The sequence below is a fragment of the Massilia sp. Se16.2.3 genome (assembly GCF_014171595.1).
GTDB lineage: Bacteria > Pseudomonadota > Gammaproteobacteria > Burkholderiales > Burkholderiaceae_D > Telluria.
This window is the reverse complement of record NZ_CP050451.1, coordinates 4,323,715-4,339,286: the sequence shown is the minus strand read 5'-3', so window position 1 is coordinate 4,339,286 and position 15,572 is coordinate 4,323,715. Positions and strand designations below refer to the sequence as shown.

Annotated in this window: 15 protein-coding genes and 1 pseudogene; 4 read left to right on the top strand and 12 right to left on the bottom strand. The window is 66.0% G+C overall.

All coding sequences use genetic code 11. The features are described 5' to 3' along the window. Positions 1–104: 104 nt before the first annotated feature. The 5 genes and pseudogenes from G4G31_RS19790 to ompR all read right to left on the bottom strand — a co-directional run bounded on the left by G4G31_RS19790 (position 105) and on the right by ompR (position 3,916). Complete coding sequence (locus G4G31_RS19790) at positions 105–287, bottom strand: hypothetical protein (protein WP_182989050.1); 183 nt, start codon at positions 285–287, stop codon at positions 105–107. Continuing rightward, entirely contained in the window at positions 284–574 is a 291-nt protein-coding gene (locus tag G4G31_RS19785) for a DUF4124 domain-containing protein (RefSeq protein ID WP_182989049.1), read from the bottom strand. Before G4G31_RS19785 ends, G4G31_RS19790 begins: the two co-directional genes overlap by 4 nt. A 226-nt stretch (positions 575–800) precedes the next feature. Next, a pseudogene (locus G4G31_RS19780) lies at positions 801–1,767 on the bottom strand (threo-3-hydroxy-L-aspartate ammonia-lyase). Positions 1,768–1,787: 20 nt separating this feature from the next. Then, entirely contained in the window at positions 1,788–3,053 is a 1,266-nt protein-coding gene (locus G4G31_RS19775) for an ATP-binding protein (RefSeq protein ID WP_182991849.1), read from the bottom strand. Positions 3,054–3,214: 161 nt separating this feature from the next. Then, positions 3,215–3,916: a two-component system response regulator OmpR gene (gene ompR, locus G4G31_RS19770; protein WP_229425647.1), complete on the bottom strand. Its 702-nt coding sequence runs from the start codon at positions 3,914–3,916 to the stop codon at positions 3,215–3,217. Positions 3,917–4,334: 418 nt separating this feature from the next. Here ompR and G4G31_RS19765 point away from each other — a divergent pair, with 418 nt between their 5' ends. The 4 genes from G4G31_RS19765 to G4G31_RS19750 all read left to right on the top strand — a co-directional run bounded on the left by G4G31_RS19765 (position 4,335) and on the right by G4G31_RS19750 (position 7,254). Then, positions 4,335–4,580: a hypothetical protein gene (locus G4G31_RS19765; protein ID WP_182991919.1), complete on the top strand. Its 246-nt coding sequence runs from the start codon at positions 4,335–4,337 to the stop codon at positions 4,578–4,580. Positions 4,581–4,780: 200 nt separating this feature from the next. Next, positions 4,781–6,364 (top strand): flagellar assembly protein A, encoded by a 1,584-nt coding sequence (locus G4G31_RS19760; protein WP_182989047.1) that lies wholly within the window; start codon positions 4,781–4,783, stop codon positions 6,362–6,364. Between the two features lie 154 nt (positions 6,365–6,518). After that, a complete protein-coding gene (locus tag G4G31_RS19755) occupies positions 6,519–6,686 on the top strand; it encodes a hypothetical protein (RefSeq protein WP_182989046.1) in 168 nt (55 codons plus the stop codon). A gap of 97 nt (positions 6,687–6,783) precedes the next feature. Next, the gene (locus G4G31_RS19750; protein ID WP_229425130.1) at positions 6,784–7,254 is read left to right on the top strand and encodes a chemotaxis protein CheW; all 471 of its coding nucleotides are present in this window, start codon (positions 6,784–6,786) and stop codon (positions 7,252–7,254) included. A gap of 286 nt (positions 7,255–7,540) precedes the next feature. Here G4G31_RS19750 and G4G31_RS19745 read toward each other — a convergent pair whose 3' ends face one another. From G4G31_RS19745 to dapC, 7 genes are all read right to left on the bottom strand, one after another. Further along, positions 7,541–9,532, bottom strand: coding sequence for an ATP-binding cassette domain-containing protein (locus G4G31_RS19745; protein ID WP_182989044.1), 1,992 nt, complete (start codon positions 9,530–9,532; stop codon positions 7,541–7,543). Positions 9,533–9,623: 91 nt separating this feature from the next. After that, a complete protein-coding gene (gene prmB, locus G4G31_RS19740; protein WP_182989043.1) occupies positions 9,624–10,514 on the bottom strand; it encodes a 50S ribosomal protein L3 N(5)-glutamine methyltransferase in 891 nt (296 codons plus the stop codon). A gap of 35 nt (positions 10,515–10,549) precedes the next feature. Beyond that, positions 10,550–11,686, bottom strand: a complete 1,137-nt coding sequence (gene dapE / locus G4G31_RS19735; RefSeq protein WP_182991848.1) for a succinyl-diaminopimelate desuccinylase — start codon at positions 11,684–11,686, stop codon at positions 10,550–10,552. Then, a complete protein-coding gene (locus G4G31_RS19730) occupies positions 11,686–12,045 on the bottom strand; it encodes an ArsC family reductase (RefSeq protein WP_182989042.1) in 360 nt (119 codons plus the stop codon). The genes dapE and G4G31_RS19730 overlap by 1 nt, the downstream gene beginning before the upstream one ends. A gap of 153 nt (positions 12,046–12,198) precedes the next feature. Further along, positions 12,199–13,347, bottom strand: coding sequence for a PilT/PilU family type 4a pilus ATPase (locus G4G31_RS19725; RefSeq protein WP_182989041.1), 1,149 nt, complete (start codon positions 13,345–13,347; stop codon positions 12,199–12,201). A 111-nt stretch (positions 13,348–13,458) separates the two neighbouring features. Beyond that, the gene (dapD, locus tag G4G31_RS19720) at positions 13,459–14,283 is read right to left on the bottom strand and encodes a 2,3,4,5-tetrahydropyridine-2,6-dicarboxylate N-succinyltransferase (protein ID WP_182989040.1); all 825 of its coding nucleotides are present in this window, start codon (positions 14,281–14,283) and stop codon (positions 13,459–13,461) included. A 17-nt stretch (positions 14,284–14,300) separates the two neighbouring features. After that, on the bottom strand, positions 14,301–15,521 hold the full coding sequence (gene dapC, locus G4G31_RS19715) for a succinyldiaminopimelate transaminase (RefSeq protein ID WP_182989039.1): 1,221 nt from the start codon (positions 15,519–15,521) through the stop codon (positions 14,301–14,303). Between the last annotated feature and the right edge of the window lie 51 nt (positions 15,522–15,572).

Sequence of the window (15,572 nt, the reverse complement as noted above, 5' to 3'; positions counted from 1 at the left end):
TGCACACGGAAAATATCGGAGCGTTCTTTGTGCCGGCACTGTGTGGACGTGTGGACGGGGAACCCGTCCACCCTACGAACGTCATTGCGCCTGCTCTGAAAATATTACTGGATCGTCGCCAGCTGCGGCCTTGGATGGCGGTCCGCATCGATCAACAGCAATTGTGCGCGGGCTGCCTTCAGGGTGGCAACGTCGCGTGCCAGCGGCCGGTCGCGGCGCGGCACGCGCGGGCGCCAGTCGTGCTGGCGTTCCATCGCCGGCGTCGCCGCATAGCGCTGCACGGTCACGGTGCCTTGCGCCGTCTCCGGGGGACGGCCTCGGCTGGCACTGCGTCGCCGCCACCGGAGCCCGTCGCGCCGGCGCTGCTGGACCCATGCATGCTGTCGCCCGCGCTATTGAGCGCAGACGCCGCCACCAGCTTCGAGGCGCGCGCATTGCTTTCGCAGGGCTGGTCGGTCAGCGTGACGTGGCCGGCGCGGTCGACGCATTTCAGGATGTCGGAACCCGCCAACGCGGCGGGGGCAGCGGCAAGGGCCGCAAGGGCAAGACTGAGCTGAGAGGCCAGGCGCTTCATGGTCACCTCCATCGTTACGATGGAACCATTGTCCTGGCCGAGATCGCCTCACTCTGTTCGGTGCTGCACGGTGCGTGGCCATTGTCAAAAAAACCACGGATGGGCTAGCTCTTCAAGCTGTATTGAATATAAGAAACATATTTCCGGGCGAACCAGGCCGGCGACGGCATGCCTGCGAATCATGTCCGGCAGGTCGTGGGCAGCCCGTCCGACTGGACGAATCCTGTCAAGCCACCAACTGGGCGAAGCGCGACAAATCGACGTTGCCGCCGCTGATCAGGATGCCCACGCGTTTGCCGGCCACCGGCACGATGCCGTTGAGCGCAGCCGCCGCGCCCAGGCAGCCGGTCGGCTCGACCACCATCTTCATCCGTTCGGCAAAGAATTTCATGGTGTCGACCAGCTGGGCGTCGGAAACAAGCACGATATCGTCGACGCGGCGGCGGATGACTTCGAAATTGTGCTCGCCCACATGGGTGACCATGGCGCCGTCGGCGATCGTGTTCGGCACGCCGATGTGCACGATCTCGCCCTTGCGCAGCGACTGCTGGCCATCGTTGCCGGCTTCCGGCTCGACGCCGATCACCTTGCAATCGGGCGCCAGGCCGCTGGCGGCCAGCGCGCTGCCGGCCAGCAGGTCCACCGCCGCCGAGCGGCACCAGCAGCAGGTCGAGCGGGCCGACGTCTTCGAACAGCTCCTTCGCCGCCGTGCCCTGGCCGCAGATCACGTCCGGATGGTCGTAAGGGGGAATCAGGGTCATGCCGCGCTCCTGCGCCAGGCGCCGGCCGATCTCTTCGCGGTTCTCCGTGTAGCGGTCGTAGAAGATCACTTCGCCGCCGTATTCCTTCGTCGCCTGCACCTTCAGGGCCGGGGCGTCCTGCGGCATGATGATCGTTGCCTTGATGCCCGCCAGGCGCGCCGACAGCGCGATCGCCTGCGCGTGGTTCCCCGACGAGAAGGTCAGTACGCCCGCCATGCGCTGCGCGTCGCTAAAACGCGCGATGGCGTTCCAGGCACCGCGGAACTTGAACGCGCCCATGCGCTGGTAGTTCTCGCACTTGAAGAACAGCTCGGCGCCAGTGCGCGCATTCGCGGTGCTCGAGGTCAGCACGGGCGTGCGGTGGGCGGCGCCGGCGAGGCGGGCTGCGGCCTGTTCGACGTCGCTGTACTGGAGGAGGGCGGTATCGGTCATGTTCGTTCGAAGTGATGGGTTCAGGGCGCCAGCGGCAGGTTGAGGGCGACCAGCAGCCCGCCGCCTTCGCGGTTGCGCACGTCCAGGTCGGCATTGTGGCGGCTGACCACGCGCTCGACGATGGCCAGGCCGAGGCCTGCACCATTGGCCTGGCCGCGTGCCGTGTCGAGGCGGGTAAAGGGTTTCAGGAGCTGGTTGATCTGGTCGGGCGGCACGCCGGGTCCGCGGTCGCCGATCTCGACGACGGCGCGGCGCCCCTTTGCCGTGCTGCGCACGTGGCAGGCGAAGTCGATCTCGACCAGGTCGGTGTCGGGATTGCGTGCATAGCGGCGCGCGTTCTCGACGATGTTGTTGATGACGCGGCGCAGGTCGATCTCGTTGCCCATCACGCGCACGCCTTCCTCGATATCGGTGCTCACGCGCACCTTCGGCAAGCGCGTCGCGTGCTGGGCGCAATCGAGCAGCAGGCCGGACAGGTCCACCGGCACGAAGCTCGCGCTTTCGGTCGGCTTGGCATAGTCGAGGAACTGGCCGATGATCGCGTCCATCTGGGCGATATCGGACTGCATGCCGTCGCGCGCTTCCGTCGATAGATTGGCCATCTCGAGTTCGAGCTGCATGCGCGCCAGCGGCGTGCGCAGGTCGTGCGAGATGCCGGCCAGGATGACGGCGCGGTCGTTCTCGACCTGGGCCAGGTCCTCCACCATCTGGTTGAAGCTGCGGTTGGCCTCGATGATCTCCTGCGAGCCTTTTTCCGGCAGAGGGGGAGGGCGTTCGCCCTTGGCAATGGCGCGCGCGGCCGCGGTCAGGCGCGCCAGCGGCAGGTTGATCAGGCTGGAAATGAGCGCCGCGCCCAGCAGCGAGAGCACGCCCACCACGCTGGCCCAGCCGAGCCACTGGATGCGGGTCAGGCCGACGATGCGTTCGCGTTCGAGCATCAGCCAGTACTGGTCGTCCTCGATGTTGAAGCTGATGTAGAAGCCGGCGACGCCGTTCACGCGGCTGGAAAAGCGCGTCTGCTGGCCGAGCTTTTCGCGCACGGCGGCGGCGATTTCCGGCATCAGGGGATTGGCTGGCGGCGGATCGACCTGGTCGCTGTCTTCCAGCGCGAAGATGCGGATGCCCTCGTTCGAGACCAGTTCGAGCAGCAGTTCGCGGCGCAGGTCGGGCGCGGAGTGGGTCAATGCCGCCTTGGTGATGGTGACGACCGAGACCACCAGTTCGGCCGTCTGCTGCACCTGCGGGCCGCGCTGGAACACGTTCATCAGGCCGATCCACGAACCCATCGACACGGTCGTGAGCAGCGACAGCAGGAAGAAGGTGCGCCAGAACAGGCCGCTGCGGAACCAACCCTTGCCGCCGGGGCGCGATTGGCCGGGCCGCGATTGGCCGGGCCGCGAATGGCCCGGCTGCGGGGAGCCGGGCGCCGTTGACAACGAGGGAAGCACTAGCGCGGCTGGCCTTCAGGAATGAACACGTAACCCAGGCCCCAGACGGTCTGGATGTAGAGCGGGCTCGATGGGTCGGGTTCGATGAGCTTGCGCAGGCGCGAGATCTGGACGTCGAGCGAACGATCGAACACCTCGTATTCGCGGCCGCGCGCCAGTTCCATCAGCTTTTCGCGCGACAGCGGCTGGCGCGCGTGGCGCGCGAACACTTTCAGTACCGAGAATTCGCCCGTGGTGAGGGGCACGGTTTCGCCGTTCTTCTTCAGCGTGCGCGTGCCCAGGTCGAGCACGAACTGGCCGAACTCGAAAGTCTGCGGGGTTTCCGACGGCGCGCCGGGAATCTCGTCCGGGCCCTTGCGGCGCAGCACCGCGCCGATGCGCGCCACCAGCTCGCGCGGGTTGAAGGGCTTGGGCAGGTAATCGTCGGCGCCCATCTCCAGGCCGACGATGCGGTCGACGTCTTCGCCCTTGGCGGTGAGCATGATGATCGGCGTCTGGTCGCCCGCGCCGCGCAGGCGGCGGCAGATCGACAGGCCATCCTCGCCCGGCAGCATCAGGTCGAGCACCAGCAGGTCGTAGCGCTCGCGCAGCCACAGCTTGTTCATCGCGGGCGCGCTCTCGGCCGTCACGACCTGGAAACCCTGTTCCGTGAGGTAGCGGCGCAGCAGGTCGCGCAGGCGCACGTCATCGTCGACGACCATGATCTTGGCGCTATGGCCGCCCGCGCCGGTGCCCGTGCTGCCCGAATTGGTAGAGGAGGAAGGGTTCATAGGTTATGCAATTGTCAGAATCATGTCGCTATGGTAACTTCTTATGGCTGGAGCTGCAGGTGTCGTGAACGGGGCATTACAATGTGTTACAAACTTTACCCAATTAGGCTTATACCCCAGGGCCAATCCACATACACTGGGCACCAGTGAAGTACAGCTTATCTGTTTATCCGGCATCGCGGAAGAGGAACACCATGAAACACGCGCTCACCAAAATCTATGCAGGAACCGAGGCCATGGGCCCGCGGCTTGCCCGCGTGGCGCGCCAGGGTGTTGCCGTGTGCGTGCTGGCTTGCGCCGGCATCGGTGCCGCCCAGCACAGTATCACGGCCGTCGCGACGAGGCCCAGATGCAGCCGCCACCGTCGCCGCGCGCCGAACGCCTGCCGCCGCCTGAAGCGCCGCGCGACCGCGCATCCGACCAGCAACGCTATTACGACCAGCAGCGCGCCGCCGAGGAGCAGCAGCGCCGCCGGGTGCAGGAAGCTCCGCCGGAGCGCCGCGGTGGCCGCCTCACGCCTGACGAGCGGCGCGATCTGCGTCGCCAGATCAACGAGGCGGGGATGGACATCTACCCGAACGCGCGCCGTCGTTAAACAGCGCTGCATCGAGGCAGGATAGGAAAGCCGGGTCTGTCCCGGCTTTTTGTTTGCCCGCGCGCAAACGAACGGACTGTCGCCCATTCCAGAAATTTATCTTATGGCAGCGTTTATTTATTTTTGACAACGTGCTAGGCTGATGCGTGGCTGACCTCGTCGTACCGTCGGGGCTCCAGTCAACCCCTTGGAGCATCAACGTGTCCGACCCCGTCCTGTCACCCGCTACCCATGCCGCCCCCGCCACGCGTTTCGCTGGCGCCGGTCCCGAGCACTGTATCGCGCACCGTGCCGACGGCGTCTATGCCGACCCGGCCGTACTGGGCACGACCCTGCTTGCGGCGGTCGACGCCCTGTTGCGCGGCGGATCCTTTTTCCGCGGCCTGAACTACCCGGTCCTGATCAAGGCGCTGTACGACAGCGGCCCGGCATTGCCGGTGGGACCCGGCGGCGAGGCCCTGGTCCGGCTGGCGGATGACATCCTTCCTTTCGACGCCAGCCGGCGCGGTCTGTACCGCTCGGTCAAGATCCGCGATGGCCAGGCCGAATACTGTTTCGAGCCGGTATTCGCGACGGCAGCCGATGGCATGGGCGAGCAGCCGACCCGGCTCGACGTCGACGAGTTCGTGGCCGACATGTGGCAGAAGGGGATTCGCTTCGGCATCGACATCGCCGCCGTCAAGCAGGGCATCGACCATCCGAACACGGGGCGGATCGTGGTGGCGCGCCGCCTGGAGCCCGAGGCCGGACAGGACGCCACCGTCGTCGAGGTTTCGGACGACATCCACCGCAGCGACGCGCCGCGCCAGCTCGCCAACGGCAAGCTCGACCTGATGAGCTTCCAGAACCGCTTTCCGCAGGTGCCTGCCGGCGCCTGCCTGCTGCAGAAGCTGCCCCCGCGCCCGGGCGCGCCCGGCTTCGAGCTGTCGGGCATCCGCATCGAACCGGCCGCGCCGAACGAACTCGATTTCGCAGCTTACACAGGCGCGGGTACCCGCATCGAACGCCTTGCCGGCGGCGAGTACCTCGTCGCCACCCGCACGGGTTTTCTCAACGTCGACCCGAAGACGCACCAGGTCTCGATCGACGACAAGGTCATCAGCCGCGACGGCGTTAGCGCCCGCACGACGGGCAACCTGCAGCTGAGCGGCGATTACGAGGAATTCGGCGAGGTCCAGGAAAAGCGCGTCATCGAGGGCAACAGCATCACGGTGCATGCCGACGTCTACGGCGAAGTCGTCTCGCGCGGCGGCAGCGTGCGCCTGTGCGCCAACCTGGTCGGCGGCAGCGCCCACAACAAGCGCGGCGACATCCGCGTCGACGGCGTCACCTCGAACGCCGTGATCGCGGCCAGTGCCGGCAGCGTGACCCCGGCGCGCGCCGAGAACTGCGTCGTCTCCGGCACCCGCGTGCACATCGACGTGGCCATCAACTGCGAGATCGTCGCCGACGAGGTGACGATCGGCCTGGCGGAAGGCTGTGCGGTGGCGGCGCGCAAGCTTGATATCGAGAGCAGCGCGCCCTGGCGCGACAGCGAGATGCTGGTCTATGTCCTGTGCGCCGATTGCGGACGCATCGACGAGGTGATCGCGCAGGTGGGCGCCCGCCTGGCGGAGTTCGATGCGCTCCTTGCCCGCCACAAGAGCGCGCAGGCGCAGCTGTGCTCCCAGCCGGCGGTGCGCCAATACCTCGACATCGCCGGACGCGTGCGCAGCGGCGAGATGACGCTGACGCCCGCCCAGAACGGGCAGTTCCGCCAGATCGGGCAGGTCCGTCGCGGCTGACCTGCAGAAGATCGGCGAACTCGGTGCGGCGCGCAAGGCGGCTGAGGCCGAGCTGGCGCAAGGCCAGGCGCTGCTGGCGCGCTTCACGGCCGAGCGCGCCGAACGGGCGGGCACGAGCGAAGTCCGGATCGCACTCGCGCAGGGCGAGACGGGCGTGCGCCGCTGTGCGGTCGATCCGGACGGACCGCCACCCTATCGCCGGGGTGCGCGCGAGATCCGCCTGTGGCTGCGTGGCAGCGAGGGCGAGCGGCTCGGGTCGGTCACCAGCGGCAGCTATTCCTGGAGCAACGTGGCGGCGCCGGAGGCGGCGGGAGCGGTCTGACCTTGCAGAAAATATTCACTTAGGAAATATTGACTGTCCTCAACGAGGGCAGGGGGCCGCCGCCCTAGCATGGTGTCTGTTCATGAAAGGACCGATCATGCAGAAGGAAACACGCGGCACGGCGGGCAAGGACTTCCTCAGTTTCACGCTCGGCGGTCTCGAATACGGGCTCGATTTCGGCCAGGTGCAGGAACTGCGGGTGCTCAAGTCGCTGGAGCGCTTCGCTTCGCGCGGCGAGGTCGTCGAGGGCGTCGCCCTGTCGCGCGGCGTGATCATGCCCATCGTCGACATGCGCGCCGCCTTCAGCGGCCGCCCGGTGGCCACCACGCCGAATACCGACGTCATCATCCTCAAGCTGTCGAGCTGCGTGATGGGCATGGTGGTCGACGGCGTCACCGACGTCGTGCACCTGCGGCTTGATCAGATCTCGCCGATCCCCGGTTCACACGGCGGCGCCATCGATTACCTGATCGGCCTGGGCGTGAGCGAGGGCCGGCGCCTGATCCTGGTGGACATCGACCGGCTGATGTCGATCGATCGGCGCAGCGCCGAGCGCCAGGTGGCGTGAGACGAACGTAGGGTGGGCACGGGGTGCCCACCCTACATTACTGATATCGATAGATCAGCGCAGCGCCGAGTGGCGTAGGGTGGGCGGCTCCACTTGGGCGTGCGATCATTGATGGTGCGTGCGCCGCCCACGCGTTCAAACCACGGCGGCATACACGCGACGCTACACAACGCGGTTGAATGCATGTAAGGCCGCGTGGACGCTAACCTGGGTTGAACGCGTGTGCGGCGCTAAAGCTGCTGATTCCACGCACCCGGGCGGAGCCGCACACCCTACGACGAACACGTCAGGCCGCCAAGCCCTCCAGCTGCTCCTGCAACTCCAGCCACTCGTTCTCCAGCGTCCCCAGGTCGCGCGCGCAGAAGGCCTGGTCGGCGACCAGGGTCTTCAAGGCGTCCTTCTTGTCCGCGTCGTAGATGCCCGGCTCGAGCAGGCGCGCGTCGATGTCGGCCTTCTTCGCATTGAGCTTGGCCATCTGTTCCTCGATGCGCTTGATGCGGTTCTCGATCGGCTTCCTCAAGGCTGCCACGCGCTGGCGCTCCTCGGCGCCCATGCGCTTCTGTTCCTTGCGGTCCGCGGCGGGCACAGGCAGCGCGGCGACGGGAGCAGGGGCCGCGGCCCTGGCTGCTTTCGCGGCGCCAGGCAAGGCGTCATTGCCCTTGCCCAGCTTGGTCTGGAACAGCCACTCCTTGTAGTCGTCCAGGTCGCCGTCGAAAGGCTGCAGGCGGCCTTCGGCGACGATGATGAACTGGTCGGTCGTCGCCCGCAGCAGGTGCCGGTCGTGCGAGACCACGACCAGCGTGCCTTCGAACTGGGCCAGGGCCAGCGTCAGCGCTTCGCGCGTCTCCAGGTCCAGGTGGTTGGTCGGTTCGTCCAGGAGCAGCAGGTTCGGGCGCTGCCACACGATCAGGGCCAGCGCCAGGCGCGCCTTTTCGCCGCCGGAGAAGGGCGCGATCGGGCTGGTCACCATCGTCCCGGGGAAATTGAAGCTGCCCAGGAAGTTGCGCAGTTCCTGCTCGCGCACGGTCGGCGCGATCTTCGCCAGGTGCCACAGCGGCGATTCGTCGTGGCGCAGCATCTCGACCTGGTGCTGGGCAAAGTAGCCAATCGACAGGCCCTTGCCGAGCGTGGCGTTGCCCGTCAGCGGCGCCAGTTCGCCGGCGATGGTTTTGATGAGCGTCGACTTGCCGGCGCCATTCACGCCCAAGAGGCCAATGCGCTGGCCGATCTGCAGCGAGAAGTTGATGCGCTTGACGATGGTCTTGCCGCCGACCGTGTCGCCGTGGCCGTCCAGGATCGGGTAACCCGCATCGACGTCTTCCATCACCAGCAGGGGATTGGGCGCGGCGAGCGGCTCGCGGAACTCGAACGAGAATTCGGCCGCCGCACGCAAGGGCGCGAGTTCTTCCATCTTCGCCAGCGCCTTCATGCGGCTTTGCGCCTGGCGTGCCTTGGTGGCTTGCGCCTTGAAGCGGTTGATGAAGGATTCGAGGTGGGCACGGGTGCGTGCCTGCTTTTCCTGGGCGCTGGCCGCCAGCACCAGGGCCGCGGCGCGCTGGCGCTCGAAGGACGAATAGTTACCCGAGTAGCGTTTCAGCTTGCGCTCGTCGATGTGCACGACCACGTTCACGATCTCATCGAGGAAATCGCGATCGTGGGAAATGATGACGAGGGTGCCCGGATAGCGTTTCAGCCAGTCTTCCAGCCAGATGATCGCATCCAGGTCAAGGTGGTTGGTCGGTTCATCGAGCAGCAGCAGGTCGGAAGGGCACATCAGCGCCTGCGCCAGGTTCAGGCGCATGCGCCAGCCGCCGGAAAAACTTGCCACCGGCTGCTGCATCTGGTCGAGCGAGAAGCCCAGGCCCAGCAGCAGCTGTTCGCCGCGCGACTGCACCGTGTAGGCGTCGGCATCCATCAGCGCGCCGTGCACGTTGCCCATGGCGACGCCGTTTTCGTCGGTGTGCGGCGCCGCTTCCAGCCTTTCCAATTCGGCCTGCAGGCGGCGCAGCGTCACGTCGCCGTCGATCGCGTATTCCAGTGCCGGCCGGTCGAGCGCCGGCGTCTCCTGCGCCACATAGGCCATGCGCCACCTGGACGGGAAGTCGATCTCGCCGCCGTCGGCATGCAGCTCGCCGCGCAGCATGGCGAAGAGGCTCGATTTGCCGGCGCCGTTCGCGCCGATCAGGCCGATCTTGTCGCCGGGGTTGAGGGTGAGGTCGGTGCCTTCGAAAAGCGGCTTGGTGCCGCGCATCAGGCTGACGTTCTGGAAACGGATCATGGTGGAAAGCGAGAGGTTGGTGCGGGGTGAAGCGGCGTGGGCGAACCGCCGCATGGGCCCGGGCCGCGGGAGCGGCCGGGCCGGGCATCGATTATTGCGCCTGCAGCTGTTCGGCGGTCAGCAGGAACACGGCGTCGTCGCCGGCGCTGGTGGTCAGCCAGGTCAGGCCCAGGTGGCCGAAAGCGGCTTCGGCGTATTCCGCCTCATTGCCGATCTCGACGACCAGGATGCCTTCCGGCGTCAGGCGCTCGGCGGCGCCGGCGACGATCTTGCGCACCAGGTCCATGCCGTCCTGGCCGCCGTGCAGGGCGATCTGCGGCTCGCGCAGGTACTCCGGCGGCAGCTTGCCCATCGAATCGGCATTCACGTAGGGCGGGTTGGTGACGATCAGGTCGTACTTCTTGAAGGGCACGTTCTCGTACAGGTCCGACTCGATCGGGTTTACGCGGCCTTCCAGCTTGTAGTCGCGGATGTTGCGCTCGGCCACGGCCAGCGCATCCTTCGAGATGTCGACCGCGTCGACGACGGCGTTCTGGTAGACGTCGGCCAGCATGATCGCCAGGCAGCCGGAACCGGTGCACAGTTCCAGCACGTTCTCCACCGCATACGGATCCTGCACCCAGGGGCTGAAGAAATTCGGGATCAGCTCGGCGATGAAGGAGCGCGGCACCAGCACGCGCTCGTCGACGTAGAAGGCATAGGTGCCGAGCCAGGCTTCGTTGGTGATGTAGGCGGCCGGCACGCGCTCGTTGGTGCGGCGTTCGATCACGGCGAGCACCGCCAGCACTTCTTCCGGCAGCAGTTTCGCGTCGAGGAAGGGTTCCAGGCGGTCCAGCGGCAGCTTGAGCGTGTGCAGGACCAGGTAGGCCGCTTCGTCGAAGGCCTCGGCACTGCCGTGGCCGAAGAACAGCTTGGCGGCGTTGAAACGGGTGACGGCGTAGCGCAGCAGGTCGCGCGGGGTGCTGAAAGTGGTCGGGTTCATGGCGTGTTCTCGCGGTTCTCGGTCGGTATGCCGGGCTATCGGGCCAGCAGGTTTTCCAGGGTCCGGCGGTAGATATTCTTGAGCGGATCGATGAAGCGCAGTTCGACGTGCTCGTCGATCTTGTGGATGCTGGCGTTCGGAGGCCCGCATTCTATCACCTGGGGGCAGATGCGGGCGATGAAGCGGCCGTCCGAGGTGCCGCCCGTGGTCGACAGTTCCGTCGTCACGCCCGACTCGTCATGGATGGCCTTGCAGACCGCGTCCGACAGCGTGCCCTTCGGGGTCAGGAAAGGCAGGCCCGACAGGGTCCACTCGAGCGTGTAGTCGAGCAGGTGGTGGTCGAGGATGGCATGCACGCGCGCTTCCAGGCCTTCGGCCGTGCTCGCGGTCGAAAAGCGGAAGTTGAAGTCGATCGTCATGTGGCCAGGGATCACGTTGGACGCACCGGTGCCCGAGTGCAGGTTCGAGATCTGCATCGTGGTCGGCGCGTAGTACTCGTTGCCTTCGTCCCAGACTTGCGCTGCCAGCTCGGCCAGGGCGGGCGCCGCCTGGTGGATCGGGTTGCGCGCCAGCTGCGGGTAGGCCACGTGGCCCTGCACGCCCTTGATCACGAGGTGGCCCGTGAGCGAACCGCGGCGGCCGTTCTTGATGGTGTCGCCCAGGATGTGGCTCGAGGTCGGCTCGCCGACGAGGCAATAGTCGAGCGTCTCGCCCCGTTCTTCCAGCAGGTCGCAGACGATCGCGGTGCCATCCGTCGCCGGGCCTTCCTCGTCGCTCGTGATGAGAAAGGCGATCGACCCTTTATGGTCGGAATGGCTGGCGACGAATTCTTCGCAGGCCACGACCATGGCCGCGATCGAGGTCTTCATGTCGGCCGCGCCGCGCCCGTACAGCTTGCCGTCGCGCACGGTGGGCGTGAAAGGGGCGGACTCCCACTGCTCGACGGGCCCGGTCGGCACCACGTCGGTGTGGCCCGCGAACACGAACACGGGAGACGTGCGGCCGCGGCGCGCCCACAGGTTCGTCACGCCATTCGACTCGATGGTCTCGCAGGTGAAGCCCAGCGGCGCCAGCAGCTCGGCCAGGCGGCGCTGGCAGCCGCGGTCGTTCGGCGTGATCGAATCGAGGGCGATCAGCTCTTCGGTCAATTCCTGGGTACGCGACGTCTTCATCATGCGCCGCTCCCGAACTGGCGCGCATAGGCGTCAGGTGTGAAGCCGACCGCGAGCGGCCCGGCGCCTTCCAGTACCGGACGCTTGATGACCGAGGTGTTTTCCAGCATCAATTCCAGCGCGGAGGCCTTGTCCGTTACCGCTGCCTTGCGCTCCTCGGGCAAGTTGCGCCAGGTCGTGCCCTTGCGGTTGACCAGGATTTCCCAGTCGCGTTCGTCCAGCCAGCGCGCCACCGTGGCGCGGTCGAGGCCCGCCTTCTTGAAGTCGTGGAAGCTGAACTCGACTTTGTTGTCGGCCAGCCAGGTGCGGGCTTTCTTGACGGTGTCGCAGTTGGGAATGCCGTAGAGGGTTTTTTTCATGGACGTAAATAATGCAAGGCAAACTGGTCGTTGCCTTAGAAGATTGCGATCAAGCCTACCTGGGATGCGCCGAGAATAGCACAGGCGACAAGGGGGCCGTGCCACGCAAGATTGCGCGGCACGGCTGCCGGTCTCTCGCCCGTGCTGGCGTGCTCAGGAATTGAGGGTGAACTCGGTGAAGGTCGTGCTGGGCGGCTCGTCGTCGTCGCGGCGCGGTTCCTCGGGCGTCTGCTTGACGGCTGCGCTGTTGTTGTTGAGCAGCCAGAGCAGGTTGGTCGCCGAGTCGGCGTTCGCCAGCGCCTCTTCCTCGCTGATCAGGCCTTCCTTCACCAGCTGCAGCAGGGCCGTTTCGAAGGACTGCGATCCCGGCGACAGGCTCTTGTCCATCGCGTCCTTGATTTCGCCGATCTCGCCCTTCTCGATCAGGTCGGCGATGTGGCGGGTATTGAGCATCACTTCGACGGCCGCCTGGCGCGTGCCGCCGGCCGCCGCGCGCACCAGGCGCTGCGAAATGATCGCGCGCGTGGACGAGGCCAGGTCTTGCAGCAGGGCGGGGCGGTTTTCCAGCGGATAGAAGCCGATGATGCGGTTCAGCGCGTTGTAGCTGTTGTTGGCGTGCAAGGTAGCGACCACGAGGTGGCCCGACTGCGCATAGGCCAGCGCCGCGCCCATGCCGCGCTGGTCGCGGATCTCGCCGATCAGGATGACGTCCGGCGCCTGGCGCAGGCAGTTGCGCAGGGCCAGGTCGAAGTCGGGGGCGTCGCTGCCAATCTCGCGCTGGTTGACGATCGACTTCTTGTTCTTGAACAGGTATTCGATCGGGTCTTCCAGCGTCAGGATGTGGCCGGTGCGGTGTTCGTTGCGGTGGTCGAGCATCGAGGCGATGGTGGTCGACTTGCCCGAACCGGTGGCGCCCACGATCAGCAGCAGGCCGCGTTTTTCCATGATGAGCTCGGCCAGCACCGGCGGCAGGCCCAGGCTCGGCAGCGGCGGGATGGTGGCCGGCACGAAGCGGAACACGGCCGAGATGCTGCCGCGCTGGAGGAAGGCCGACATGCGCACGCGACCGAGGTTGGGCACGGAAATACCCATGTTCAGTTCGTGCGTACGCTCGAGTTCCTCGCGCTGTTCGGGTGTCGTCACCTCGGCCAGCAGCGAAGCGATATTGTCCTGGAAAAGCTTGTTCTGGTTGATCGGGATAAGATTCCCGTTAATCTTGATGTGGACAGGAGAATTAACCGCGAAGAACATGTCCGACGCGTTTTTTTCTTTCATCAGTTGGAACAGGCGGTCCATGGCCATTGGCGGTCTCCCTGGTGTTGCTTGTAGTGGTGCGACGGTTCAGGCGGTGCTTGAACGCGTGGACGGGCAAGCCGTCCACCCTACGTCCAATGCAGCTCGATCAAACGCGAATCAGATCCCGCGCAGCAGTTCGTTGACGCCGGTCTTGGCGCGCGTCCTGGCGTCGACCTGCTTGACGATCACGGCGCAGTACAGGCTGTATTTGCCGTCCGCCGAAGGCAGGCTGCCCGACACCACGACCGAACCGGCAGGGACGCGGCCGTAGCTCACTTCGCCCGTCTCGCGGTTGTAGATCTTGGTCGACTGGCCGATGTACACGCCCATCGAGATCACCGAGTTCTCTTCGACGATCACGCCTTCGACGATTTCCGAACGGGCGCCGATGAAGCAGTTGTCTTCGATGATGGTCGGATTGGCCTGCATCGGCTCCAACACGCCGCCAATGCCGACGCCGCCCGACAGGTGCACGTTCTTGCCGATCTGGGCGCAGGAACCGACTGTGGCCCAGGTGTCGACCATCGCGCCTTCGTCGACGTAGGCGCCGATGTTGACGTAGGACGGCATCAGGACCACGTTCTTGCCGATGAAGGATCCGCGGCGCGCCACCGCCGGCGGCACCACGCGGAAACCGCCCTTGGCGAAATCCTCGGCCGTGTAGTTGGCGAACTTGGTCGGTACCTTGTCGTAGAACTGCATCCCACCACCCTCGACGGGTACGTTATTCTCGAGGCGGAACGACAGCAGCACGGCCTTCTTGATCCACTGGTTGACCTGCCAGGCGCCGCCTTCCTTCTGCGCCACGCGCAGGGTGCCGGCATCGAGGCCGGCGAGCACGTGGGCGACGGCGTCGCGCACCTCAACGGGGGCGCTTGACGGGCTGAGCTCCGCGCGCTGTTCCCACGCGGTGTCGATGATGTTCTGCAGTTGTTGGGTCATGGTCTTGGATCTCGGTTTCAGGATGCTCGCAAGCCCTGGCAGAACTGGACGATGCGATTGGCCGCTTCCAGCCCCTCGTCGACGCCCGCCACCAGTGCCATGCGGATACGATTGCGGCCTGGATTGATCCCGTGCGCGTCGCGTGCGAGATAGTTGCCAGGCAGAACTGTCACATTATATTCCGCGTAGAGGCGGCGTGCGAACTCCGTGTCCGACAAACCGCTGCGGCGCACGTCGGCCCACAGGTAAAAGCCGGCGTCGGGCAGTTCGACATCCATCACCTCGCGCAGGAGCGGCGTGATCAGGGTGAATTTTTCGCGGTACAGGGTGCGGTTGTCGTGCACGTGGGTCTCGTCGTTCCAGGCCGCGATCGATGCCGCCTGCACCACGGGCGACATGGCGCCGCCGCAGTAGGTGCGGTACAGCAGGAATTTCTTCAGCACGGCCGGATCGCCGGCGACGAAACCGGAACGCATGCCCGGCACGTTCGAGCGCTTCGACAGGCTGGAAAACACGACCAGGTTCGCATACGGACGCTCGCCCTCGCTGCGGCCCAGCGCGTGCGCCGCTTCCATCGCACCCAATGGCGGGGTGGAGGCGGTGTAGATCTCGGAATAGCATTCGTCGGCGGCGATCACGAAGCCGTGGCGGTCCGACAGCGCGAACAGCTCGCGCCAGTCGTCCAGGCCGAGTACCGCCCCGGTCGGGTTGCCCGGCGAGCAGACATACAGCAGCTGCACGCGCGCCCACACCTCCTCGGGCACGCTCGCGTAGTCGCAGGCGAAGTTGCGCGCCGGGTCGGAGTTGACGAAATACGGGGCAGCGCCGGCGAGAATGGCCGCGCCTTCGTAGATCTGGTAGAAGGGGTTGGGGCAGACGACCAGCGGCTCCGGGCGGGAGGCGTCGATGACGGCCTGGGCGATCGCGAACAGCGCTTCGCGCGAGCCGTTCACGGGCAGCACCATGCTCGCTGGATCGATTGCCGGAATGCCGTAGCGGCGTTCCAGCCAGCCGGCGATCGCCACGCGCAGTGGCTCGCTGCCGACGGTGCTGGGATAATTCGACAGTCCCGCCACCGCATGCATCAGGGCTTTTTCGATGAAGGCGGGCGTCGGGTGCTTCGGTTCCCCGATGCCCAGGCTGATCGGCGCCAGCGCCGCATTCGGCGTCACGCCGGCGAACAGCTCGCGCAGCTTTTCGAAGGGGTAGGGATGGAGTTGTGCGAGATGTGGATTCACGACGATACCGAAAAGCGATTGCGAAAGGGTCATTATAACGCCGATAAAACC

Bases quoted from the DNA above. Each gene is read 5' to 3' on its own strand.
- G4G31_RS19785 (WP_182989049.1), bottom strand. From the start codon at position 574: ATGAAGCGCCTGGCCTCTCAGCTCAGTCTTGCCCTTGCGGCCCTTGCC.
- G4G31_RS19775 (WP_182991849.1), bottom strand. From the start codon at position 3,053: ATGGGTTCGTGGATCGGCCTGATGAACGTGTTCCAGCGCGGCCCGCAG.
- ompR (WP_229425647.1), bottom strand. From the start codon at position 3,916: ATGGTCGTCGACGATGACGTGCGCCTGCGCGACCTGCTGCGCCGCTAC.
- G4G31_RS19765 (WP_182991919.1), top strand. From the start codon at position 4,335: ATGCAGCCGCCACCGTCGCCGCGCGCCGAACGCCTGCCGCCGCCTGAA.
- G4G31_RS19750 (WP_229425130.1), top strand. From the start codon at position 6,784: ATGCAGAAGGAAACACGCGGCACGGCGGGCAAGGACTTCCTCAGTTTC.
- G4G31_RS19745 (WP_182989044.1), bottom strand. From the start codon at position 9,532: ATGATCCGTTTCCAGAACGTCAGCCTGATGCGCGGCACCAAGCCGCTT.
- prmB (WP_182989043.1), bottom strand. From the start codon at position 10,514: ATGAACCCGACCACTTTCAGCACCCCGCGCGACCTGCTGCGCTACGCC.
- dapE (WP_182991848.1), bottom strand. From the start codon at position 11,686: ATGAAGACGTCGCGTACCCAGGAATTGACCGAAGAGCTGATCGCCCTC.
- G4G31_RS19730 (WP_182989042.1), bottom strand. From the start codon at position 12,045: ATGAAAAAAACCCTCTACGGCATTCCCAACTGCGACACCGTCAAGAAA.
- G4G31_RS19725 (WP_182989041.1), bottom strand. From the start codon at position 13,347: ATGGCCATGGACCGCCTGTTCCAACTGATGAAAGAAAAAAACGCGTCG.
- dapD (WP_182989040.1), bottom strand. From the start codon at position 14,283: ATGACCCAACAACTGCAGAACATCATCGACACCGCGTGGGAACAGCGC.